We start from the raw sequence: 20,090 nt of genomic DNA, 5'->3' as shown, positions 1-20,090 counted from the left end.
GCCGCGCCTTCGGGCCCCACTGTCCATCGCTCCCCATGCTCGACAATCTCACTCAACGGATGGCGCGCGTCGTCAAGACGCTGCGCGGCGAGGCCCGGCTCACCGAGGCGAACACGCAGGAGATGCTCCGCGAGGTGCGTCTCGCGCTGCTGGAAGCCGACGTCTCGCTGCCGGTCGTCCGCGAATTCATCGCCAAGGTCAAGGAAAAGGCGCTCGGCGAAGAAGTGATCAGCAGCCTGTCGCCGGGCCAGGCGCTCGTCGGCGTGGTCCAGAAGGAACTGACCGCCGTGATCGGCGGCGACTACGAAGGCAAGGCCGCCGAGCTGAACCTCGCGGTCACGCCGCCCGCCGTGATCCTGATGGCCGGCCTGCAGGGCGCGGGCAAGACCACGACCGCCGGCAAGCTCGCGAAGCTGCTGCGCGAGAAGTACAAGAAGAAGGTGCTGACCGTGTCGTGCGACGTGTATCGCCCGGCTGCGATCATGCAGTTGAAAACGGTGAGCGAACAGGTCGGCGCCGACTTCTTCCCGTCGACGCCGGACCAGAAGCCGGTCGACATCGCGATCGCGGCCGTCGACTGGGCGAAGCGCCACTACCATGACGTGCTGATCGTCGATACGGCCGGCCGCCTCGGCATCGACGAGGCGATGATGCAGGAAATCGCCGCGCTGCACGACACGCTGAAGCCGGCCGAAACGCTGTTCGTCGTCGACGCGATGCTCGGCCAGGATGCGGTCAACACCGCGAAGGCGTTCAACGACACGCTGCCGCTCACCGGCGTCGTGCTGACCAAGCTCGACGGCGATTCGCGCGGCGGCGCCGCGCTGTCGGTGCGCCACATCACCGGCAAGCCGATCAAGTTCGTCGGCGTCGCCGAGAAGCTCGACGGCCTGGAGGTGTTCCACCCCGACCGGATGGCGAACCGGATCCTCGGCATGGGCGACATCCTCGCGCTCGTCGAGGAAGCGCAGCGCGGCGTCGACGTGCAGGCCGCGCAGAAGCTCGCCGACAAGGTCAAGAAAGGCGGCGACTTCGACCTGAACGACTTCCGCGCGCAGATCTCGCAGATGAAGAACATGGGCGGCCTGTCGTCGCTGATGGACAAGCTGCCCGCGCAATTCCAGCAGGCGGCGGCCGGCGCCGACATGGGCCAGGCCGAAAAGCAGATCCGCCGGATGGAAGGGATCATCAGCTCGATGACGCCCGCCGAGCGCGCGAAACCCGAAATCATCAAGGCGACGCGCAAGCGCCGCATTGCAGCCGGTGCGGGTGTGCCGGTGCAGGAAGTCAACCGGATGCTGAACCAGTACGACCAGATGCGTACGATGATGAAGAAGCTGAAGGGCGGCAACATGCAGAAGATGATGCGCGGCCTGAAGGGCATGATGCCCGGCATGCGCTGATTCCGCCCGTCGGCCGGCGCGCGGGTTTTTGCTGTAGCGCGCGCCGTCCGTTCTGCTTCATCCTTATTTGTATACCGACTGCCCGCCACAACACATGAACCGCGAAGAAGCCCTCCACATTTTCGACCACTCCGAAGAGATCGTCTCGGCCGACGCCGTCAATGCGTCGATCGCCCGGATGGCCGACGCGATCCGCGCCGAGATCGGCGATGCGTTCCCGCTCGTTCTCTCGGTGATGGGCGGCGCCGCGGTGTTTACCGGGATGCTGCTGCCGCATCTCGATTTCCCGCTCGAATTCGACTACATCCACCTGACCCGCTACCGCAACACGACGCAGGGCAGCCCGGAGATGCACTGGCGCGTGGCACCGCGCGAATCGGTGAAGAACCGGATCGTGCTCGTGCTCGACGACATCCTCGACGAAGGCGAGACGATGGCCGCGATCCGCGACCGCATCCTCGACATGGGCGCGCAGCGTTTCATGTCGGCCGTGCTGTGCGAGAAGACGCTCGCGAAGGACAAACCGCTGCACCCCGACTTCTGCGGCTTCTCGGTGCCGGACCGCTACGTGTTCGGCTGCGGAATGGATGCGAAGGGCTACTGGCGCAACCTGCCGACGATCCGCGCGCTGACCACGAACGTCTGATCGCCGCGCTCCCGCCATCCAAATGGAAAGCGGCGCTCCGGTTTCCCGGAGCGCCGCTTTTTTTCGTGTGCGCACCGCGCTACAACTGGTGCACGAACGCGCGAATGCCGGCCAGCAGCATCTCGACCGAGATCGCGACGAGCACGAGGCCCATCAGCCGCTCGAACGCCGCGACCGTCCGCTCGCCGAGCCACTGCTGGATCCGTTCGGCCAATACCAGTGTGATCGCGCAGACGATCATCGTGACCGTCAGCGCGCCGACCCACTCGAACATCTTGCCCGGCGCCTGCGACGTCAGCAGCATCACGGTCGCGAGCGCCGACGGCCCGGCGAGTGCGGGAATCGCGAGCGGCACGATGAACGGTTCGCCGCCCGCACGCGGATCGCTGCCGAGCGCGCCGTCCGGATGCGGGAAGATCATCCTCAGCGCGATCAGGAACAGCACGATCCCGCCGCCGAGCCGCAACGACAGGTCGGTGAGGTTCATCATCCGCAGGAAGCGGTCGCCGACCACCATGAAGAACAGCAGGATCACGAACGCGATCCCCACTTCTCGCAGGATCAGCTTCACGCGCCGCTCGCGCGGCACATCCCGCATCGCCGTAATGAACAGCGGGATGTTGCCGAGCGGATCGGTGATCAGCACGAGGAGCACGGTGGCCGACAGGAACGTGTATTCCATCGTGTCCCCCGGTCGCCGTGCTTAGTGCGCGAGCGCGGCGCGGATCTTCTCCGCGACCGTCGCCGCAGCCGCGTCGGCCGGCAGCAGCGTCGCTTCGGCGTCGCGGCGGCCCTGGTACTCGATCTTGCCTTCCTTCAGGCCGCGCTCGCCGATCACGAGGCGATGCGGCACGCCGATCAGTTCCCAGTCGGCGAACATCACGCCCGGGCGCTCGCCGCGATCGTCGAGGATCACGTCGATGCCGGCCGCGGCGAGTTCCGCGTACAGCTTGTCGGCGGTCTCGCGCACCATTTCGCTGCGGTCATAGCCCATCGGGCACAGCACGACCTCGAACGGTGCGATCGACTCGGGCCAGATGATGCCGCGATCGTCGAAGTTCTGTTCGATCGCCGCGCCGAGAATGCGCGTGACGCCGACGCCGTAGCAGCCCATCAGCATCGGCTGCGGCTTGCCCGACTCGTCGAGGAACGTCGCGCCCATCGCTTCCGAGTACTTGGTGCCGAGCTGGAACACGTGGCCGACCTCGATGCCGCGGCAGATGTCGATCACGCCCTTGCCGTCCGGCGACGGGTCGCCCTTCTGCACGTCGCGCACGTCGGCGACGTCCGGCTCCGGCAGGTCGCGGCCCCAGTTCACGCCCGCGATGTGATAGTCGACCTCGTTCGCGCCGACAACGAAGTCGCTCATGTTCGCGACCGTGCGGTCCGCGATCACCTTGACGGGCTTCTTCGTGCCGACCGGGCCGAGGTAGCCCGGCGGCGTGCCGAACCACTCGACGATTTCCTGCTCGGTCGCGAAGCGGTGGTTCTTCAGACCCGGCAGCTTCGACACCTTGATCTCGTTCAGATCGTGGTCGCCGCGCAGCATCACGAGCCAGATGGTCGGCTCGGCGCCTTCGTTGTCGGTCGCGAGCACGATCGACTTGATCGTGCGCTCGAGCGGGATGGCCAGCAGTTCGGCGACGGCTTCGCACTTCGCCTTGCCCGGCGTCGCGACCTTTTCCATCGCTTCTGCCGGCGCAGCACGCTCGGCAATCAGCGGCAACGCTTCGGCCGCCTCGATGTTCGCTGCGAACTCGGACGTCGGGCAGTAGGCGATCGCGTCCTCGCCGGTATCGGCGATCACGTGGAACTCGTGCGAGAAGTTGCCGCCGATCGAGCCGCTGTCGGCCGCGACCGCACGGAATTCGAGGCCGAGGCGCGTGAAGATGCGCACGTACGCGTCGTACATCTTGCGATACGACTCGTTCAGGCCCGCTGCATCCTTGTCGAACGAATACGCGTCCTTCATGATGAATTCGCGGCCGCGCATCACGCCGAAGCGCGGACGGATCTCGTCGCGGAACTTCGTCTGGATCTGGTAGAAGTTCACCGGCATCTGCCGGTAGCTCTTGATCTGGTTGCGCGCGATGTCGGTGATGACTTCCTCGTGCGTCGGCCCGATCACGAAGTCGTTGTCCTTGCGGTCCTTGAAGCGCAGCAGCTCGGGGCCGTACTGTTCCCAGCGGCCCGATTCCTGCCACAGCTCGGCCGGTTGCACGGCCGGCATCAGCAGCTCGATGGCGCCCGCCCGGTTCATTTCCTCGCGCACGATCGCCTCGACCTTGCGAATCGAACGCAGGCCGACCGGCAGGTAGTTATAGATGCCGCCGGCGACGCGACGGATCATGCCGGCGCGTACCATCAGCTTGTGGCTGACGATCTCTGCGTCGGCGGGTGCTTCTTTCAGGGTGCCGATAAAGAAACGGGAAGCTTTCATGCGGACGGTTCCAAAAACGGCGCCCCCAGGCGGGGCGCCCGAAAAAGTTTCAAGGTGAAAAAGCTGCGCGCGACGAACGACGATGGCGCAGATGACGTAGCAGACTAATCAGGGACAATTCAGCCGGCGCGCCCCGCGCGGATTCGCTCCGTCACGGTGCGCAGCGCCCGTTATCTGTTTATAATCAAAGCAATTTTAAAGGATTCGAAGGTGGTTGTATGCTGGATCGTGAAGGCTTTCGCCCGAACGTCGGCATCATCCTCTTGAACGCGCGCAACGAGGTGTTTTGGGGCAAGCGGCTCCGCGAGCACTCCTGGCAGTTTCCTCAAGGTGGGATCAAGTACGGCGAGACCCCCATGCAGGCGATGTACCGGGAACTGCACGAGGAAACCGGCCTGCATCCGGAACACGTCAAGATAATCGGCCGCACTCGCGACTGGTTGCGTTACGAGGTGCCTGACAAGTTCATCAAACGCGAAGTACGCGGTCATTACCGCGGCCAGAAGCAGATCTGGTTCCTGCTGCGGATGGTTGGACGCGATTGCGACATTTGCTTGCGCGCGACCGATCACCCGGAGTTCGATGCGTGGCGCTGGAACGAGTACTGGGTGCCGCTCGATGCGGTGATCGAGTTCAAGCGGGATGTCTATCAGTTGGCGCTGACGGAACTGTCGCGCTTCCTGCGCCGCCCGGCGCAGCGAGCCGAAAAGCCGCGCGGGCCGCGTCTGTCGCGCTATCCGCGCGTCATCGGCGCACAGGCACAGCAGACGCTGACGATTGTCGACACATCGGTAGTCTGTTCGGAGATCGAAGTGGAAGCGGGCACGCTCGACGAGATGCCGCCCCACGTGATCGTCGGCAAATGACGAGTCGGACTGCATGACCGGGCGCGACCTTGGTGTCGCGCCCTTTTTTTACGAGGAATGCATATTGAAAGCGATTGCTCTCGCGCTCGCATCGATTGCCGCGGCGGCCACGCTGGCCGGTTGCGCGAATTCGAAGACGCCGACCAACAAGGATGACAGCGAGTTCGTGTATCTGCTGGATCGCCAGGGTAACTGGAAGGAAAACGCAGTCGACACGCTGCCGCCTCTGCCGCAGACTGGCGACCTGCTGCCGTTCAACGTATCGCAGAACACGCCGCTCAAGTTCTTCGTCGACGCAAAGTCGCTCGCGGTCGGCACCGATGGCGTCGTACGCTACGCCGTCGTCATCACGAGCCCGGCCGGCGCGCGCGATGTGAACTACGAAGGCATCCGCTGCGACACCTATGAATGGCGACAGTACGCCGGCCTGAATTCGGATCACGACGGCTGGGACCGCACGGTCGAGAACGACTGGCGGCGCATCGAGAACGGCGAACTGAATGCGTACCACTCGTCGCTCTATCAGGACTATTTCTGCGCGAACAAGATGCCGCAGGGCTCGACCCAGCAGATCCTGGAGAACATCCGGTTTCACCGCACCGCGATGAGCCAGTTGCGCTGACGGCGTACGGGACGGGCCGCCTGCCCCGCCCCGCCGCATGAAAAAAGCCCGCGTCGCGCGGGCTTTTCTATTTGACTGCCGGAACCGGAACGGACGATCACACCAGCACGAGGTTGTCGCGGTGGATCAGTTCGGGCTCCAGCATGTAGCCGAGCACGCTCTCGATCTCGCCGCTCGGCTTGCGCTGAATCAGCTTCGTTTCCGAGCTGCTGTAGTTCGTGAGCCCGCGCGCCACTTCGCGCCCGTCGGGGCCGACACACGCGATCACCTCGCCGCGCGCGAACGCGCCCTGCACGTCGGTCACGCCGATCGGCAGCAGGCTCTTGCCGCCGGCCGTCAGTTTCTCGACCGCGCCTGCATCGATCACGACATGGCCGCGCACCTGCAGGTGGTCGGCCATCCATTGCTTGCGCGCCGCCATCCGCGCGGTACGCGCGATCAGTTGCGTGCCGATCGCCTCGCCGGCCGCCAGACGCACGAGCACGTCGGACTCCCGGCCGCTCGCGATCACGGTGTTCGCGCCGCTGTGCGCCGCGCGCTTCGCCGCGAGGATCTTCGTCAGCATCCCGCCGCGGCCGAGGCTCGAGCCCGCACCGCCGGCCATCGCCTCGAGTTCCGGCGCACCCGCATTGGCCTCGGCAACGAGCGTCGCGTTCGGATCCTTGCGCGGATCGGCCGTGAACAGCCCCGACTGGTCGGTCAGGATGATCAGCGCATCGCCTTCGATCAGGTTCGCGACGAGCGCACCGAGTGTATCGTTGTCGCCGAACTTGATTTCGTCGGTAACGACCGTGTCGTTCTCGTTGATGATCGGCACGACGCCGAGCCGCAGCAGCGTGAGCAACGTCGAACGCGCATTCAGGTAACGCTCGCGGTCCGCCAGGTCGGCGTGCGTGAGCAGGATCTGCGCGGTGCGGATGTCGTGTTCGGTGAAGCTGCTCTCATAAACCTGCGCGAGCCCCATCTGGCCGACGGCGGCGGCGGCCTGCAGCTCGTCGATTTCCCGCGGTCGCTTGCTCCAGCCGAGCCGCTGCATCCCCTCGGCAATCGCCCCCGAACTGACGAGCACGACTTCCTTGCCCTGAGCGCGCAGCGCGGCGATCTGGGCGGCCCACCGGCCGATTGCAGCATGATCGAGCCCTTTGCCGTCGTTGGTCACGAGGCTGGAGCCCACCTTCACCACCAATCGCTTCGAATCCGCGATGATCGAACGCATCCTGCACTGTCTCCTGTATCTGATGCCTGCCCGGCCGGGCGCGATTGAACGCCGACGCCGGGCGGCACGCCCGGCGCGTTCCGGAACCGCTCAGGCGTCGTCGCCCGGCGTTGCACCGCCGTTCGCAGGCGGCGCGTCGCGGAAACGCACGTCCGCCGCGAGATCTTCCGCTTCCGCCTGGCGATGCGCGTCCGAATGCTCGGACAGGTAGTCGTAGATCGCGTAGCACAGCGCTTCGCAGCCCTGACCCGTCAGCGCCGAAATCTCGAACACGGGGCCGTCCCAGCCGAAGCGGTCGAGGAAATCCGCGACGCGCGCTTCGCGCTCGTCTTCCGGCACCATGTCGAGCTTGTTGAGCACGAGCCAGCGCGGCTTCTCGTAGAGCGCCTCGTCGTACTTGCGCAGCTCGCCGACGATCGCGGTCGCTTCCGCGACCGGATCGACGCTTTCGTCGAACGGGGCGAGATCGACCAGATGCAGCAGCACGCCGGTGCGCTGCAGGTGACGCAGGAACTGATGCCCGAGGCCCGCGCCTTCGGCGGCGCCCTCGATCAGCCCCGGGATGTCGGCGATCACGAAGCTCTTGCTCGGGCCGACGCGCACCACGCCGAGATTCGGCGCGAGCGTCGTGAACGGGTAGTCGGCAATCTTCGGCCTCGCGTTCGACACCGACGAAATGAACGTCGACTTGCCCGCGTTCGGCATGCCGAGCAGGCCGACATCGGCGAGTACCTTCAGCTCGAGCCTCAGCATGCGCCGCTCGCCGGGCTTGCCGTCCGTCTTCTGGCGCGGCGCGCGGTTCGTGCTCGACTTGAAATGCAGGTTGCCGAGGCCGCCGGAGCCGCCCTGTGCGAGCATCACCTGCTGGTCGTGCTCGGTCAGGTCGGCGATCAGCTCGCCGGTATCCATGTCGTTGATGATCGTGCCGACCGGCATGCGCAGCGTGACGTCGTCGCCGCCCTTGCCGTAGCAATCCGAGCCGCGACCGTTTTCGCCGTTGCGCGCCAGGTGCTTCTTCGCGTAACGGTAGTCGATCAGCGTGTTGATGTTGCGGTCGGCGATCGCGTAGACGCTACCGCCCCGGCCGCCGTCGCCGCCGTCCGGCCCGCCGAACGGGACGAATTTCTCGCGGCGCATCGACGCGCTGCCATCGCCTCCGTCGCCGGCGATGACTTCGATTCGTGCTTCGTCAATGAACTTCATTCGTCACTCCGCCCAGTATTTCCGCTATTGTGCCGCGCGCCTGCGTGCTTGAACAATCTGCCGTTCGGCCGATCGTACGCCGGTTGCGCGACGGTCGCCGGAGCGCACATGCGCCCGGCGGCCAAATAAAAAAGGCCCCGCGAAGACTGCGGGGCCTTTCGGCTCGAAGCCCGTGGGTGCCTAAACTTAGGCAGCCGCCGGAACGACGATGACCAGATGCTTCTTGTCCGCGCCCTTCGTCGCGAACTTGACGTGACCGTCGACCAGCGCGAACAGGGTGTGATCCTTGCCCATGCCGACGTTCTCGCCTGCGTGCATGCGCGTGCCGCGCTGACGCACGATGATGCCGCCGGCATTGATTGCCTGGCCGCCGTACACCTTCACGCCGAGACGTTTCGACTCGGAGTCGCGGCCGTTCCGGGAAGAGCCGCCTGCCTTTTTGTGTGCCATCTGATTGCTCCTTTACCGAGGCGCTTACGCGTTGATCGCGTCGATGCGCAGCTCAGTGTAGTTCTGGCGGTGGCCGCCGTGCTTTTGGTAGTGCTTCCGGCGACGCATCTTGAAGATGGTGACCTTGGCATGACGACCGTGCGACACAACGGTGGCCTTGACGGAAGCCCCACTGACCAGCGGCGTACCGAACTTAATCGATTCGCCTTCGCCCACTGCGAGAACCTGGTCGAGCGTGATTTCAGCGTCAATGTCAGCCGGTATCTGTTCTACTTTGAGTTTTTCGCCAACGGCAACCTTGTACTGCTTGCCGCCGGTTTTTATGACCGCGTACATTGAGAACCTCACTCTGGATCCAAATTTTCCGCACACCACGCGCGGAAAACACGTGATTATACATGGGGTTAGCACCGGAGTCAAAACCGATCGACGATTGCCGCGCGCGGGCCTCGGCCGGACGGCCAAAATCGCTGCCGCGGCGCGTCCGACAGACCGGGATATCGCGGATTCGACTTATAATCCGCGGCATCACCCAATTCCATCATCATGTCGTCGTCCACCGCCTCCCCCACCCTCAGCGCCGCCCACCTGCTCGCCCCGATCACCAGCGACATGGAGCAGGTGAATCGCGTTATCCGGCAAAGCCTCGCGTCAGACGTGCTGCTGATCAACCAGATCGCCGAGTACATCATCGGCGCGGGCGGCAAGCGGCTGCGTCCGGCGCTGCTGCTGCTCGTCGCCGGCGCACTCGGCGAAACGTCGCACCAGCGGCACGTGCTGGCCGCCGTCGTCGAGTTCATTCACACGGCCACGCTGCTGCATGACGACGTCGTCGACGAGTCCGAGCTGCGCCGCGGCCGCCAGACCGCCAACGCGCTGTTCGGCAACGCGGCGAGCGTGCTGGTAGGCGATTACCTCTATTCGCGCTCGTTCGAGATGATGGTCGGCGTCGGCAAGATGCGCGTGATGGAGATCCTGTCCGAAGCGACGACGATCATTTCAGAAGGCGAGGTGCTGCAGCTCCTCAACATGCACGACGCGGACGTCGACGAAACGCGCTACATGCAGGTGATCCGCTACAAGACGGCCAAGCTGTTCGAAGCGTCGGCGCGCCTCGGCGCGGTGCTCGCGGGCGCCGATGCACCGACCGAAGCAGCCGCCGCCGAATACGGCCGCCGGATCGGCACCGCGTTCCAGATCATGGACGACTGGCTCGACTACGCAGGCACTGTCGAGGCAATGGGCAAGAATGCCGGCGACGACCTGCGCGAAGGCAAGCCGACGCTGCCGCTGATCTACCTGATCGAACGCGGCACGCCCGAACAGTCGGCGCTTGCGCGCGAAGCGATCGAACAGGGCGGCACCGATCGCTTCGACACGATTTTCGAAGCGATCACGCGCTCGGGCGCGCTGGATCACACGCTCGAATGCGCACGCCAGGAAGCGCAGGCGGCCGCGGCAGCGATCGCCGCGTTCCCCGATTCGATCTACAAGGAGAGCCTGCTCGCGCTGTGCTCGTACTCGACGTCGCGACAGTCATGAACGCATTGCGTGCGTCGTCGCCGCTGCTGCGACGACGCACGTTCGACACGGTGTGATTCCGCCGTCTCGAAAAATTTCTTCGCAAAGGTATTCCATTTTCGAAGAAACGTCGTTATAGTTATGTTCTTGCTCGACGACGCAGCGGTCTTGAAGAAGACTGCGAAATCGGAAGAGTCCAAATCGGGGTGTAGCTTAGCCTGGTAGAGCGCTACGTTCGGGACGTAGAGGCCGGAGGTTCGAATCCTCTCACCCCGACCAGATTTGTAAAAAACCGTGCACGGCGTGCACGGTTTTTTTTCGTCCGGCCGCCGCAGGCTCATCGTGTCGCGCACGACACATCGCGGTCGCCGGCCTCTGCTATATTCCCTCCATCCCTGTCCTTCACTGCCCTTTCCGACGCGTGGACCAAATTCCCTTATGGGCGCAAATCGGCGCCGTCTTCCTGCTTCTCCTCTGTTCCAGCTTCTTTTCCATTTCCGAGACCGCGATGATGGCGCTCAATCGCCATCGGCTGAAGCATCTCGCCGGCCAGGGCGCGCTCGGCGCGAAGACCACCCAGGGGCTTCTCACGCGTACTGACCTGCTGCTCAGCGTGATCCTGATCGGCAACAACCTGTTCAACACGATCATCCCGGTCCTGACGACGTCGCTCGCACTCCATACGTTCGGCCGCAACAATCTCGCGCTATCGATCGCGACCGGCATCGTCGCGTTCCTGATCATCGTGTTCGCGGAAATCGCACCGAAGATCGTCGGCGCGACCTTCCCCGAACGCATCGCCCTGCCTGCGAGCCTCGTGATCGCACCGCTGATGCGCGTGTTCAAGCCGATCGTCTGGTTCGTCAACGCGCTCGCGAACGGCGTGCTGTGGGTGCTGCGCATCAACACGAAGAAGGGCCGCGACCAGCGGATGTCGGCCGACGAGTTGCGGGCGATCGTGCTCGAGTCGAGCAGTTTCATGCCGACCAAGCACCGCAGCATCCTGCTCAACCTGTTCGACCTCGAGAACATCACGGTCGACGACGTGATGGTGCCGCGCCGCCAGATCGAATCGCTCAACTTCTACGCGCCGCTCGACGACATCCTGCACGAGCTCGAAACCTGCTATCACAACCGGCTCGTCGTGTACGAAGGCGACATCGACAAGGTGCTCGGCGTGCTGCACGTGCGCAAGACGCTGACCGCGCTGCACAACCAGGAGTTCGACCGCGAAACGCTGCGCTCGCTGCTCGCCGAACCGTACTACGTGCCGTCGGGCACGCCGGTGGTTCAGCAGCTCCAGTATTTCCAGGAGACCCGGCAGCGTACCGCGCTCGTCGTCAACGAGTATGGCGAGCTCGAAGGGCTCGTCACGCCCGAAGACATCATCGAGGAGCTGATCGGCGAATTCACGACCTCGATGCCGCGCAGCGAACGCGCGGGTGGCTGGGACGAGAACGGCGAATGCATCGTCTCGGCCGGCATGCCGCTGCGCGAACTGAACCGCTGGCTGCACCTGAAGCTGCCGACCAACGGGCCGAAGACGCTGAACGGGTTGATTCTCGAAGTCCTCGAGGAAATTCCGGAAGACGACGTGTGCTTGAAAATCGGCGACGTGATGCTCGAGGTGATGCGCAGCGACGACCAGGCCGTACGTACCGTCAAGCTCTTCAAGCCGCGCGGTGCGCGCACCGCACGCACCGCCCTGCGCTAGGGCCTGTTCCCGCTAATAACGGGCCCTGGCCGAACGGCCGACTGCCGGCGCCGCCCGCGACGCGCGACCATCTGCAGGTCACGTTCAACAGGCGGCCGACGTGCCGGCTCACATGCATTTCCCTCTTTCCGGGGCGCCGCTGCGCACGCAGCCGCCGCCCGTCCACTCCGATGCGTCGCCCGCCGCCGCAACACACGCGCTCGACGCGGCCCAGCTGGACGACGCACCGGCCGTGCGGCTGCTGACCGACACGCTTCACGCGGCACGCGTGCGCGACGCATCCGACATCCACGTCGAACCGTTCGAGGCCGGCTGGCGCATCCGGCTGCGCATCGACGGCGTGCTGCACGAACATGCGCGGCCGCCGTTACACCTGCGCGACGCGCTCGTCACACGAATCAAGGTGCTCGCGCGCATGGACATCGCCGAACGGCGGCTGCCGCAGGACGGCAGGCTGCGCATCGCGATCGACGGCCGCACGCGCGGCGACTACCGCGTCAGTTCGCTGCCCACGCTGTTCGGCGAAAAGCTCGTGCTGCGGCGCCTCGAAACGCTGCCGCCCGATCTCACGCTCGCCCGCCTCGGCTTCGACGCGCAGCAGGCGGCAGCGATGGAGGCCGCGATACGCGCACCGCACGGCCTCGTGCTCGTCACGGGTCCGACCGGCAGCGGCAAGACGCTGTCGCTCTACTGCGCGCTGCAGATGCTCGATCGCGACGCGCACAACGTCTGCACGGTCGAGGATCCGGCCGAAATCCAGCTCGACGGCATCAGCCAGGTCGGTGTCGCCGAAAAGGCGGGGCTCACGTTCGCGACGGCGCTGCGCGCGCTGCTGCGGCAGGATCCGGACATCATCATGGTCGGCGAGATTCGCGACGCGGAGACGGCCGACGTCGCGATCAAGGCCGCGCAGACCGGCCATCTCGTGCTGTCGACGCTGCATACGAACGACGCGCCGGCCGCCGTCGCGCGGCTGCTCGACATCGGCGTCGCGCCGTACAACCTCGCGGCCGCGCTGCACCTCGTCACCGCGCAGCGCCTCGTCCGGCGCTTGTGCGTCGCGTGCCGCGTGCATTCGGACGCCCCGGCGCGCGTGCTGCGGGAAGCCGGCTGCGACCCGGCGGCCCTGGCAGCCGGATGGCGGCCGTTCGTCGCGTACGGCTGTTCCGCGTGTCACGGTATCGGCTATCGCGGCCGCATCGGCCTGCATCAGACGATGCCGGTGTCGACCGCGCTGGCGGAACGCATCGTCGCGCGAGCGAGCGTCGGCGAACTCGCGCAATGCGCGGCGGCCGAAGGCGTGCGCACTCTGCGCGACGCGGCCTTCGCGCGCGTCCGGGACGGCACGACGAGCATCGCGGAAGCCGTCGCCGCGACACCGGCGGCGTGAGCATGCGCACGGCACCGCGCGAAACCCGCTTCGCATGGCGCGGCCGCCGCCGCGACGGCACGCCGCGTCGCGGGACGGTCATCGCCTTCGACGCCGCGGCTGCGCGCGCCACGCTCGCGCGCGACGGCATCGCGGTGCTGTCGCTCGACGCCCGCGGGCCGGCCCGGCCGCCAGCGGCCGGCGCACGGGACATCACACGCTTCACGCGCCAGCTCGCGAGCCTGCTGCAGGCCGGCCTGCCGCTCGCACCGTCGCTCGAGATGCTCGCGCGTACGCGCACGCGCGACGGCGTGCCGCGCATTGCCGCCGGTCTCGCCCGCGAGATCGTCGGCGGGCAGCGCTTCGCCGATGCGCTCGCACGCTATCCAGCGCAGTTCGGCACGCTGTATCGCCAGTTGATCGAAGTCGGCGAAGCGTCCGGCTCGCTCGGCATCGTGCTGACACGGATCGCGGAACACCGCGAGCGCGCCGACGCGCAGTGGCGCAAACTGCGTGCCGCGCTAGCGTATCCGGCAGCCGTCATCCTGTTCGCGCTCGCGATCTCGGCGGCGTTGATGGTGTGGGTCGTGCCGACGTTCCGGCAGATCTTCGACGGTTTCGGCACCGCACTGCCGGCGCCGACCCGTGCACTGCTGGCGCTGTCCTCCGCGCTGTCGGCGTGGGGCGGTGTGCTCGTGGCCGGTGCCGCGGCAACGGCGCTTGCCGCCCATCACGCGCTTCGGCGGTCGGCGCCGCTGCGCCAGGCGGTCGCACGGCGCCTGCTGCACGCGCCGCTCGCGGGCAGCGCGCTCGCACGGTTCGCGGCCGCGCGCTGGTGCCGCTCGCTTGCGACGCTGCTCGGCGCAGGCGTCCCGCTCGCCGACGCCTTCGCCACGCTCGAGCGCACGGCCGGCCATCCGGTGTTCGAGCAGGCCACCGCGCACATCGCGGCACGCGTGCTGCACGGCGCGCGTCTCGCCGACGCGATGCAGTCGGTCGGCTGCTTCCCGGACGACGTCGTGCAACCGATCGCCGTCGCCGAGGAGACCGGTGCGCTCGACACGATGCTCGCGGACCTCGCCGCGCTGTGCGAACGCCAGCTCGACGCGCGCCTCGATACGCTCTCGGCGCTCGGCGAACCGCTGATCGTGATCGTATTGGGCGCACTCGTCGGCGGCCTCGTGATCGCGATGTACTTACCCATCCTTCAGCTCGGCAACGTGGTGTAGCATCGCAACCGACTCTGTCGCCTTTTAGCCCGAACCTTGAGCCTCATGACGCCCGCGCCCCTGTACGCCGTTCCCGATTCGCCCGAGAGCACACTGCTCGCACTGGCGATGCTGCCGCCCGCGCTGCAGTATGCGTTCGCGGTCGTCATCGGCCTTTGCGTCGGCAGCTTCCTGAACGTGGTCGTGCACCGGCTGCCCGTGATGATGCAGCGCGCATGGCAGGCCGAAATCGCCGAAGCGACCGGCAACGCCGGCACCGCCCCCGACGACGGTTATCCGCCGCGCTACGATCTGTGGCACCCGCGCAGCGCATGCCCGCATTGCGGCCACGTGCTGCGCGCGTGGGAAAACATCCCGCTCGTCAGCTACCTGATGCTGCGCGGACGCTGCCGCCGCTGCGGCCACGCGATCGGCATCCGCTATCCGCTCGTCGAACTCGCGTGCGCGCTGCTCGCCGCCGGCTCGCTCGCCGCGTTCGGCCCGACCGTTGCCGCGCTTGCCGCCTTCGCGCTGTGCGCCGCGCTGCTGGCGATGAGCGCGATCGATATCCGCACCGGCTACCTGCCCGATTCGATGACGCTGCCGCTCCTCTGGGCCGGGCTCGTGCTGAACCTCGGCGGCACGTTCACGTCGCTGCGCTCGGCCGTGATCGGCGCAATGGCCGGCTACTTGTTCCTGTGGTCGATCTACTGGCTGTTCAAATGGTTGCGCGGCATCGAGGGCATCGGCTTCGGCGACCTGAAGCTGCTCGCCGCGCTCGGCGCGTGGATGGGCTGGGCTGCACTGCCGCAGGTCGTGCTGTTCGCCGCGGTGACAGGCGCGATCGTCGGGCTCGTCGCGACCTGGCGCGGCCGCATGCGCTTCGAGGAGCCGATTCCGTTCGGCCCGTTCCTCGCGGCGGGTGGCGTCGCAACGCTGTTTTTCGGCACCCCTTTCTACGCGGCGCTCGGAGGCTGACATGTTCGCAGTAGGACTCACCGGCGGCATCGGCAGCGGCAAGACGACCGTCGCCGACCTGTTCGGCGAGCGCGGCGCATCGCTCGTCGATACCGATCTGATCGCCCACCGCATCACCGCGCCGGGCGGCCTCGCGATGCCTGCGATCGAACACGCATTCGGCCGCGGCTTCGTTGCCGCGGACGGTTCGCTCGATCGCGCGAAGATGCGCGCACTGATTTTCAGCGACGACGATGCGCGCCGGCGCCTCGAGGCGATCACGCACCCGCTGATTCGCGCGGAAACCGATCGCGACGCGCGCGAAGCGCAGGGCCCGTACGTGATGTTCGTCGTGCCGCTGCTCGTCGAATCGGGCAACTGGAAGGCGCGCAGCGATCGCGTGCTCGTCGTCGACTGCCCGGTCGAAACGCAGATCGCGCGCGTGATGCGGCGCAACGGGTTCACGCGCGAGCAGGTCGAGGCGATCATCGCGAGACAGGCAACGCGCGAAGCCCGTCTCGCGGCGGCCGACGACGTGATCGTCAACGACGCGACGACGCCTGATGCGCTCGCCGCGCAGGTCGATGCGCTGCACCAGCGCTATCTCGGATTCGCGGCCGCCGCGCAGTAGGCCTCGTGCGCAATCGTGATGGCGTACGAAATTGGTGCGTTGCTAGGGTAGAGAGTGAGCATTAGAATGTCCTGCATTGTTTCAATCCCTACCCAAGAGGCGAGCGCGCTTGATTCTTTACGAGTATCCGTTCAACGAGCGAATTCGCACGCTGTTGCGCCTCGAAGACCTGTTCGAGCGCTTCGCGTTCTTTTTGGCTCAGGAGGACCCGCGTGAACACCACGTCGCGCTGACGACGCTGTTCGAAATCGCCGAGGTAACCGGCCGCGCGGACCTGAAATCGGATCTGATGAAGGAGCTCGAACGTCAGCGCCAGACGCTCGCCCCCTTTCGCGGCAATCCGGGCATCGAGCAGAACGCGCTCGAAGCCGTGCTCGGCGAAATCGAGCAGACGCTCGCGAATCTCGCGCAGATGCAGGGCAAGACCGGGCAGCACCTCGTCGACAACGAGTGGCTCGCCAGCATCCGCAGCCGCGCGGTGATTCCCGGCGGCACCTGCAAATTCGACCTGCCGTCGTACTACGCATGGCAGCAATGGCCTGCCGAGCAGCGGCGCCAGGACATCGCGAAATGGATCATGCCGATGCTGCCGCTGCGCGACGCCGCGTCGATCGTGCTGCGCCTCGCACGCGAATCGGGTCAGGCGTCGAAGGTCATGGCGATGCAGGGCAGCTACCAGCAGATGCTGTCCGGCCGCACGTACCAGCTGATGCAGGTACGCGTACCGCCGGAGTTGCGCGTCATTCCCGAAGCGAGCGCGAACAAATACATGCTGTGGGTACGGTTCACCATGCAGGACGGCGACGTACGGCCGCGCGCGGTGGACATCGACGTACCGTTCCACCTGACTCTGTGCAATCTGTAACGGCCGCGTGCCGGATCGACGCTTTCGTATGACTACCGTTGTGAAATGCCCGTCGTGCGGCGCCGAAGTGCGCTGGACACCTGAAAATCAGTTCCGCCCGTTCTGTTCGGCCCGCTGCAAGCAACTCGACCTCGGCGCGTGGGCTGCGGAAAAGTACCGGATCGGCGGGACTTCCGACGAAGGCCCTTCGTCGGAAGAAGACGGCACGGACGACCGCCGCGACAGCTGAGCGGCGCGCGGCACCGCCCGCCGGCGATATGGCCCGCCTTTCAGGCAGGCCACTGCGGCATCAGTGCGATGCCGCTTCCTTCTCGAGCAGTTCGAGCACCGGCAGCGCCGCCGGCAGCAGCGGCTCGACGTCGACCGGCAGTTGCTGCCACACGAACGCCTGCCCTTCCTTGCTGTGCGGCTCGCCCGTCCAGCCCGTCACCTTGCAGAAATAAAGCCGCACGTACGCGTGCGGATAATCGTGCTCGAGCGTGTGCCAGCGATGGCTGGCCGTGACGACGATGCCGAGCTCCTCGTGCAGTTCCCGCGCCAGCGCGTCCTCGACGCTCTCGCCGGCCTCCAGCTTGCCGCCCGGAAACTCCCAGTAACCTTCATACGGCTTGCCCTGCAGCCGCTGCGCGAGCAGGTAGCTGCCGTCCGGCTGCACCATCACGCCAACCGCGACTTCCGTCACCTTGCGGCCATCCGGTGCGCGCACGGCGCCCTGTGCGAGATCCGCGCTCATGCCTGCTCCTTGCGACCCGACCAGTCACGCGCGAACTGCCACGCGACGCGTCCTGACCGCGAACCGCGCTCGAGCGCCCACACGAGCGCGTCGCCGCGCGCGGACTCGATCTCTGCATCCGCGCAGCCGAAATGACGCAGCCAGTGCGCGACGATGCCGAGGTAGTCGTCCTGCTTGAATGGATAGAAGCTGACCCACAGGCCGAAGCGCTCCGACAGCGAGATCTTCTCCTCGACGACTTCGCCGGGGTGAATCTCGCCATCCGGGAGATGCTTGTACGACTCGTTGTCGCTCATGTACTCGGGCAGCAGATGGCGGCGGTTCGACGTTGCATAGATCAGCACGTTGTCCGACTGTGCGGCGATCGAGCCGTCGAGCGCGACTTTCAGCGCCTTGTAGCCCGATTCGCCTTCCTCGAACGACAGGTCGTCGCAAAACACGATGAACCGCTCGGGACGCTGCGAGATCAGATCGACGATGTCGCCGAGATCGTGCAGGTCGTCCTTGTCGACTTCGATCAGGCGCAGCCCGTCCTTCGCATACGCGTTCAGGCACGCCTTGATCAGCGACGACTTGCCGGTGCCGCGCGCGCCCGTCAGCAGCACATTGTTGGCCGGCTTCTGCTGCACGAACTGCCGCGTGTTCTGTTCGATCAGCCCTTTCTGGCGATCGATGTTGTGCAGATCGCCGAGCGTGATCGACGACACTGCCGGCACCGGCTGCAGGTAGCCGCGCCCCTGGCGCTTGCGCCAGCGGAACGCGTGCGCGGCATTCCAGTCGATGGCCGCCTGCGCGGGCGGCAGCATCCCCTCGAGGCGGCCGAGCAGCGCTTCCGCGCGCGTCAGAAACTGTTCAAGCTTGTCCATGTCGTTCGAACGCTCCCGATCAGGAGCGGTAATCCGCGTTGATGCTCACGTAATCGTGCGACAGGTCGCACGTCCACACGGTGGCCTGCGCTTCGCCGCGGCCGAGCAGCACACGGATCGTGATTTCACTCTGCTTCATCACGCGCTGGCCGTCCTCTTCCTGGTAGGCCGGGTTGCGGCCGCCGGCCTTCGCGACGAGCACGTCGTCGAGATAGAGGTCGATCTTGCCGACGTCGAGATCCGCGACGCCCGCATAACCGATCGCCGCGAGAATCCGGCCGAGATTGGGGTCGGATGCGTAGAAGGCCGTCTTCACGAGCGGCGAATGGCCGATCGCATACGCGATCTGGCGGCATTCGGCGACGCTCTTGCCGCCTTCGACCTGCACCGTCATGAATTTCGTTGCGCCTTCGCCATCGCGCACGATCAGTTGCGACAGCACCTGTGCGACTTCCGTCACCGCATCGCGCAGCGCAGCATAGGCCGGCGAATCGGTCGACGTGATCGCCGGCAGCGTGCTCTTGCCCGACGCGATCAGGATGAACGAGTCGTTCGTCGACGTGTCGCCGTCGATCGTGATGCAGTTGAACGAGCGGTCCGCAACTTCCTTCACGAGCGTGTCGAGCACCGGCTGCGCGACGTTCGCATCGAATGCGAGGAAGCCGAGCATCGTAGCCATGTTCGGCTTGATCATGCCGGCGCCCTTGCTGATGCCCGTCAGCGTGACCGTGTGGCCGTCGATCGCGACCTGGCGCGACGTTGCCTTCGGCAACGTGTCGGTCGTCATGATCGCCTGCGCGGCGTCGAACCAGTTCGCGGCCTTGCGGTTCGCGAGCGCGGCCGGCAGGCCGGCCTTCAGGCGGTCGATCGGCAGCGGCTCGAGGATCACGCCGGTCGAGAACGGCAGCACCTGCGCCGGCTCGATGCCCGCGAGGCGTGCGAGTTCCGTGCAGGTCTCGCGGGTGTTCACGAGGCCCGGCTCGCCGGTGCCCGCGTTCGCATTGCCCGTGTTCACGACCAGTGCACGGATGCCCGCGCCGCCCGCGCGCACCTTCGCCAGGTGCTCGCGGCAGACGGTGACCGGCGCGGCGCAAAAACGGTTTTCGGTGAACACGCCCGCGACCGTCGCCCCTTCTTCGACGGAGATCACCAGCACGTCCTTGCGATTCGGCTTGCGGATGTTCGCTTCCGCCCAGCCGAGCGTGACGCCGGCGACGGGATGCAGTTGGGCGGGATCGATCGACGGAAAATTGACAGCCATGGGGCACACCTGCCGGATGGAAAATGCCGGCACGTGCCGGCATCGATTGGAAGAACCGGCGGCCGCATGCGCGGGCCGCCGCAACTCACATCACTCACTCGAAGCTGCGAACGAAGCGG

Annotated in this window: 21 protein-coding genes and 1 tRNA gene; 13 read left to right on the top strand and 9 right to left on the bottom strand. The window is 66.1% G+C overall.

The genetic code is table 11. From position 1 onward, the window contains the following. Nucleotides 1-35: 35 nt before the first annotated feature. Together ffh and LXM88_RS07790 are read left to right on the top strand one after the other, a co-directional pair. On the top strand, nucleotides 36-1,403 hold the full coding sequence (gene ffh, locus LXM88_RS07795) for a signal recognition particle protein (RefSeq protein ID WP_262540818.1): 1,368 nt from the start codon (nucleotides 36-38) through the stop codon (nucleotides 1,401-1,403). A 94-nt stretch (nucleotides 1,404-1,497) separates the two neighbouring features. After that, complete coding sequence (locus tag LXM88_RS07790; RefSeq protein ID WP_262540816.1) at nucleotides 1,498-2,049, top strand: hypoxanthine-guanine phosphoribosyltransferase; 552 nt, start codon at nucleotides 1,498-1,500, stop codon at nucleotides 2,047-2,049. A gap of 79 nt (nucleotides 2,050-2,128) precedes the next feature. Here LXM88_RS07790 and LXM88_RS07785 read toward each other — a convergent pair whose 3' ends face one another. Beyond that, on the bottom strand, nucleotides 2,129-2,731 hold the full coding sequence (locus tag LXM88_RS07785; protein WP_096472392.1) for a MarC family protein: 603 nt from the start codon (nucleotides 2,729-2,731) through the stop codon (nucleotides 2,129-2,131). 21 nt (nucleotides 2,732-2,752) lie between these two features. After that, complete coding sequence (locus tag LXM88_RS07780) at nucleotides 2,753-4,489, bottom strand: proline--tRNA ligase (protein WP_047899740.1); 1,737 nt, start codon at nucleotides 4,487-4,489, stop codon at nucleotides 2,753-2,755. Between the two features lie 218 nt (nucleotides 4,490-4,707). Here LXM88_RS07780 and LXM88_RS07775 point away from each other — a divergent pair, with 218 nt between their 5' ends. Further along, nucleotides 4,708-5,355 (top strand): RNA pyrophosphohydrolase, encoded by a 648-nt coding sequence (locus tag LXM88_RS07775; RefSeq protein WP_034182660.1) that lies wholly within the window; start codon nucleotides 4,708-4,710, stop codon nucleotides 5,353-5,355. Nucleotides 5,356-5,368: 13 nt separating this feature from the next. After that, nucleotides 5,369-5,977, top strand: coding sequence for a CNP1-like family protein (locus LXM88_RS07770; RefSeq protein ID WP_262540813.1), 609 nt, complete (start codon nucleotides 5,369-5,371; stop codon nucleotides 5,975-5,977). Nucleotides 5,978-6,074: 97 nt separating this feature from the next. Here LXM88_RS07770 and proB read toward each other — a convergent pair whose 3' ends face one another. The 4 genes from proB to rplU form a co-directional block, all read right to left on the bottom strand. Beyond that, nucleotides 6,075-7,193 (bottom strand): glutamate 5-kinase, encoded by a 1,119-nt coding sequence (gene proB, locus LXM88_RS07765; protein WP_262540811.1) that lies wholly within the window; start codon nucleotides 7,191-7,193, stop codon nucleotides 6,075-6,077. Between the two features lie 90 nt (nucleotides 7,194-7,283). Beyond that, complete coding sequence (gene obgE, locus LXM88_RS07760; RefSeq protein WP_262540809.1) at nucleotides 7,284-8,396, bottom strand: GTPase ObgE; 1,113 nt, start codon at nucleotides 8,394-8,396, stop codon at nucleotides 7,284-7,286. A gap of 186 nt (nucleotides 8,397-8,582) precedes the next feature. Then, complete coding sequence (gene rpmA, locus LXM88_RS07755; RefSeq protein ID WP_006476999.1) at nucleotides 8,583-8,846, bottom strand: 50S ribosomal protein L27; 264 nt, start codon at nucleotides 8,844-8,846, stop codon at nucleotides 8,583-8,585. 24 nt (nucleotides 8,847-8,870) lie between these two features. Next, nucleotides 8,871-9,182: a 50S ribosomal protein L21 gene (rplU, locus tag LXM88_RS07750; protein WP_006025184.1), complete on the bottom strand. Its 312-nt coding sequence runs from the start codon at nucleotides 9,180-9,182 to the stop codon at nucleotides 8,871-8,873. 210 nt (nucleotides 9,183-9,392) lie between these two features. On the opposite strand from rplU, the gene LXM88_RS07745 reads away from it, so the two are divergent. From LXM88_RS07745 to LXM88_RS07705, 9 genes are all read left to right on the top strand, one after another. Further along, complete coding sequence (locus LXM88_RS07745; protein WP_034182656.1) at nucleotides 9,393-10,388, top strand: polyprenyl synthetase family protein; 996 nt, start codon at nucleotides 9,393-9,395, stop codon at nucleotides 10,386-10,388. A gap of 181 nt (nucleotides 10,389-10,569) precedes the next feature. Beyond that, nucleotides 10,570-10,646 (top strand) — tRNA-Pro (locus tag LXM88_RS07740). Nucleotides 10,647-10,788: 142 nt separating this feature from the next. Next, nucleotides 10,789-12,081: an HlyC/CorC family transporter gene (locus LXM88_RS07735; protein ID WP_262540726.1), complete on the top strand. Its 1,293-nt coding sequence runs from the start codon at nucleotides 10,789-10,791 to the stop codon at nucleotides 12,079-12,081. Nucleotides 12,082-12,193: 112 nt separating this feature from the next. Next, on the top strand, nucleotides 12,194-13,471 hold the full coding sequence (locus LXM88_RS07730; protein WP_262540725.1) for a GspE/PulE family protein: 1,278 nt from the start codon (nucleotides 12,194-12,196) through the stop codon (nucleotides 13,469-13,471). A 2-nt stretch (nucleotides 13,472-13,473) separates the two neighbouring features. Further along, a complete protein-coding gene (locus LXM88_RS07725) occupies nucleotides 13,474-14,679 on the top strand; it encodes a type II secretion system F family protein (RefSeq protein ID WP_262540724.1) in 1,206 nt (401 codons plus the stop codon). A 45-nt stretch (nucleotides 14,680-14,724) separates the two neighbouring features. After that, a complete protein-coding gene (locus LXM88_RS07720; protein ID WP_262540723.1) occupies nucleotides 14,725-15,636 on the top strand; it encodes a prepilin peptidase in 912 nt (303 codons plus the stop codon). Between the two features lies 1 nt (nucleotide 15,637). After that, nucleotides 15,638-16,246 (top strand): dephospho-CoA kinase, encoded by a 609-nt coding sequence (coaE, locus tag LXM88_RS07715; protein ID WP_262540722.1) that lies wholly within the window; start codon nucleotides 15,638-15,640, stop codon nucleotides 16,244-16,246. A 109-nt stretch (nucleotides 16,247-16,355) separates the two neighbouring features. After that, nucleotides 16,356-17,111, top strand: a complete 756-nt coding sequence (zapD, locus tag LXM88_RS07710) for a cell division protein ZapD (RefSeq protein WP_047899730.1) — start codon at nucleotides 16,356-16,358, stop codon at nucleotides 17,109-17,111. Nucleotides 17,112-17,139: 28 nt separating this feature from the next. Then, nucleotides 17,140-17,340 carry a DNA gyrase inhibitor YacG gene (locus LXM88_RS07705; protein ID WP_175750257.1) on the top strand — a complete coding sequence of 67 codons (201 nt, stop codon included), beginning with the start codon at nucleotides 17,140-17,142 and terminating at the stop codon, nucleotides 17,338-17,340. Nucleotides 17,341-17,400: 60 nt separating this feature from the next. On the opposite strand, the gene LXM88_RS07700 is transcribed toward LXM88_RS07705, so the two are convergent. The 3 genes from LXM88_RS07700 to argJ are packed head-to-tail and all read right to left on the bottom strand — an operon-like array spanning nucleotide 17,401 to nucleotide 19,971. Continuing rightward, nucleotides 17,401-17,844, bottom strand: coding sequence for an NUDIX domain-containing protein (locus LXM88_RS07700; RefSeq protein ID WP_262540720.1), 444 nt, complete (start codon nucleotides 17,842-17,844; stop codon nucleotides 17,401-17,403). After that, nucleotides 17,841-18,710, bottom strand: coding sequence for an ATP-binding protein (locus LXM88_RS07695; RefSeq protein ID WP_262540719.1), 870 nt, complete (start codon nucleotides 18,708-18,710; stop codon nucleotides 17,841-17,843). Before LXM88_RS07695 ends, LXM88_RS07700 begins: the two co-directional genes overlap by 4 nt. 19 nt (nucleotides 18,711-18,729) lie before the next feature. Beyond that, complete coding sequence (gene argJ, locus LXM88_RS07690) at nucleotides 18,730-19,971, bottom strand: bifunctional glutamate N-acetyltransferase/amino-acid acetyltransferase ArgJ (protein ID WP_262540718.1); 1,242 nt, start codon at nucleotides 19,969-19,971, stop codon at nucleotides 18,730-18,732. Nucleotides 19,972-20,090: the final 119 nt, after the last annotated feature.

The organism is Burkholderia sp. S-53, from assembly GCF_025560745.1.
Taxonomy (GTDB): domain Bacteria; phylum Pseudomonadota; class Gammaproteobacteria; order Burkholderiales; family Burkholderiaceae; genus Burkholderia; species Burkholderia pyrrocinia.
Note: the sequence above shows the minus strand (reverse complement) of the source record. Positions and strands in the feature narration are given on the sequence as shown.

Excerpts from the sequence above, each read along its gene's own strand:
- ffh (WP_262540818.1), top strand. The coding sequence starts at position 36 with ATGCTCGACAATCTCACTCAACGGATGGCGCGCGTCGTCAAGACGCTG.
- LXM88_RS07790 (WP_262540816.1), top strand. The coding sequence starts at position 1,498 with ATGAACCGCGAAGAAGCCCTCCACATTTTCGACCACTCCGAAGAGATC.
- LXM88_RS07785 (WP_096472392.1), bottom strand. The coding sequence starts at position 2,731 with ATGGAATACACGTTCCTGTCGGCCACCGTGCTCCTCGTGCTGATCACC.
- LXM88_RS07780 (WP_047899740.1), bottom strand. The coding sequence starts at position 4,489 with ATGAAAGCTTCCCGTTTCTTTATCGGCACCCTGAAAGAAGCACCCGCC.
- LXM88_RS07775 (WP_034182660.1), top strand. The coding sequence starts at position 4,708 with ATGCTGGATCGTGAAGGCTTTCGCCCGAACGTCGGCATCATCCTCTTG.
- LXM88_RS07770 (WP_262540813.1), top strand. The coding sequence starts at position 5,369 with ATGACCGGGCGCGACCTTGGTGTCGCGCCCTTTTTTTACGAGGAATGC.
- proB (WP_262540811.1), bottom strand. The coding sequence starts at position 7,193 with ATGCGTTCGATCATCGCGGATTCGAAGCGATTGGTGGTGAAGGTGGGC.
- obgE (WP_262540809.1), bottom strand. The coding sequence starts at position 8,396 with ATGAAGTTCATTGACGAAGCACGAATCGAAGTCATCGCCGGCGACGGA.
- rpmA (WP_006476999.1), bottom strand. The coding sequence starts at position 8,846 with ATGGCACACAAAAAGGCAGGCGGCTCTTCCCGGAACGGCCGCGACTCC.
- rplU (WP_006025184.1), bottom strand. The coding sequence starts at position 9,182 with ATGTACGCGGTCATAAAAACCGGCGGCAAGCAGTACAAGGTTGCCGTT.
- LXM88_RS07745 (WP_034182656.1), top strand. The coding sequence starts at position 9,393 with ATGTCGTCGTCCACCGCCTCCCCCACCCTCAGCGCCGCCCACCTGCTC.
- LXM88_RS07730 (WP_262540725.1), top strand. The coding sequence starts at position 12,194 with ATGCATTTCCCTCTTTCCGGGGCGCCGCTGCGCACGCAGCCGCCGCCC.
- LXM88_RS07725 (WP_262540724.1), top strand. The coding sequence starts at position 13,474 with ATGCGCACGGCACCGCGCGAAACCCGCTTCGCATGGCGCGGCCGCCGC.
- LXM88_RS07720 (WP_262540723.1), top strand. The coding sequence starts at position 14,725 with ATGACGCCCGCGCCCCTGTACGCCGTTCCCGATTCGCCCGAGAGCACA.
- coaE (WP_262540722.1), top strand. The coding sequence starts at position 15,638 with ATGTTCGCAGTAGGACTCACCGGCGGCATCGGCAGCGGCAAGACGACC.
- LXM88_RS07705 (WP_175750257.1), top strand. The coding sequence starts at position 17,140 with ATGACTACCGTTGTGAAATGCCCGTCGTGCGGCGCCGAAGTGCGCTGG.
- LXM88_RS07700 (WP_262540720.1), bottom strand. The coding sequence starts at position 17,844 with ATGAGCGCGGATCTCGCACAGGGCGCCGTGCGCGCACCGGATGGCCGC.
- LXM88_RS07695 (WP_262540719.1), bottom strand. The coding sequence starts at position 18,710 with ATGGACAAGCTTGAACAGTTTCTGACGCGCGCGGAAGCGCTGCTCGGC.
- argJ (WP_262540718.1), bottom strand. The coding sequence starts at position 19,971 with ATGGCTGTCAATTTTCCGTCGATCGATCCCGCCCAACTGCATCCCGTC.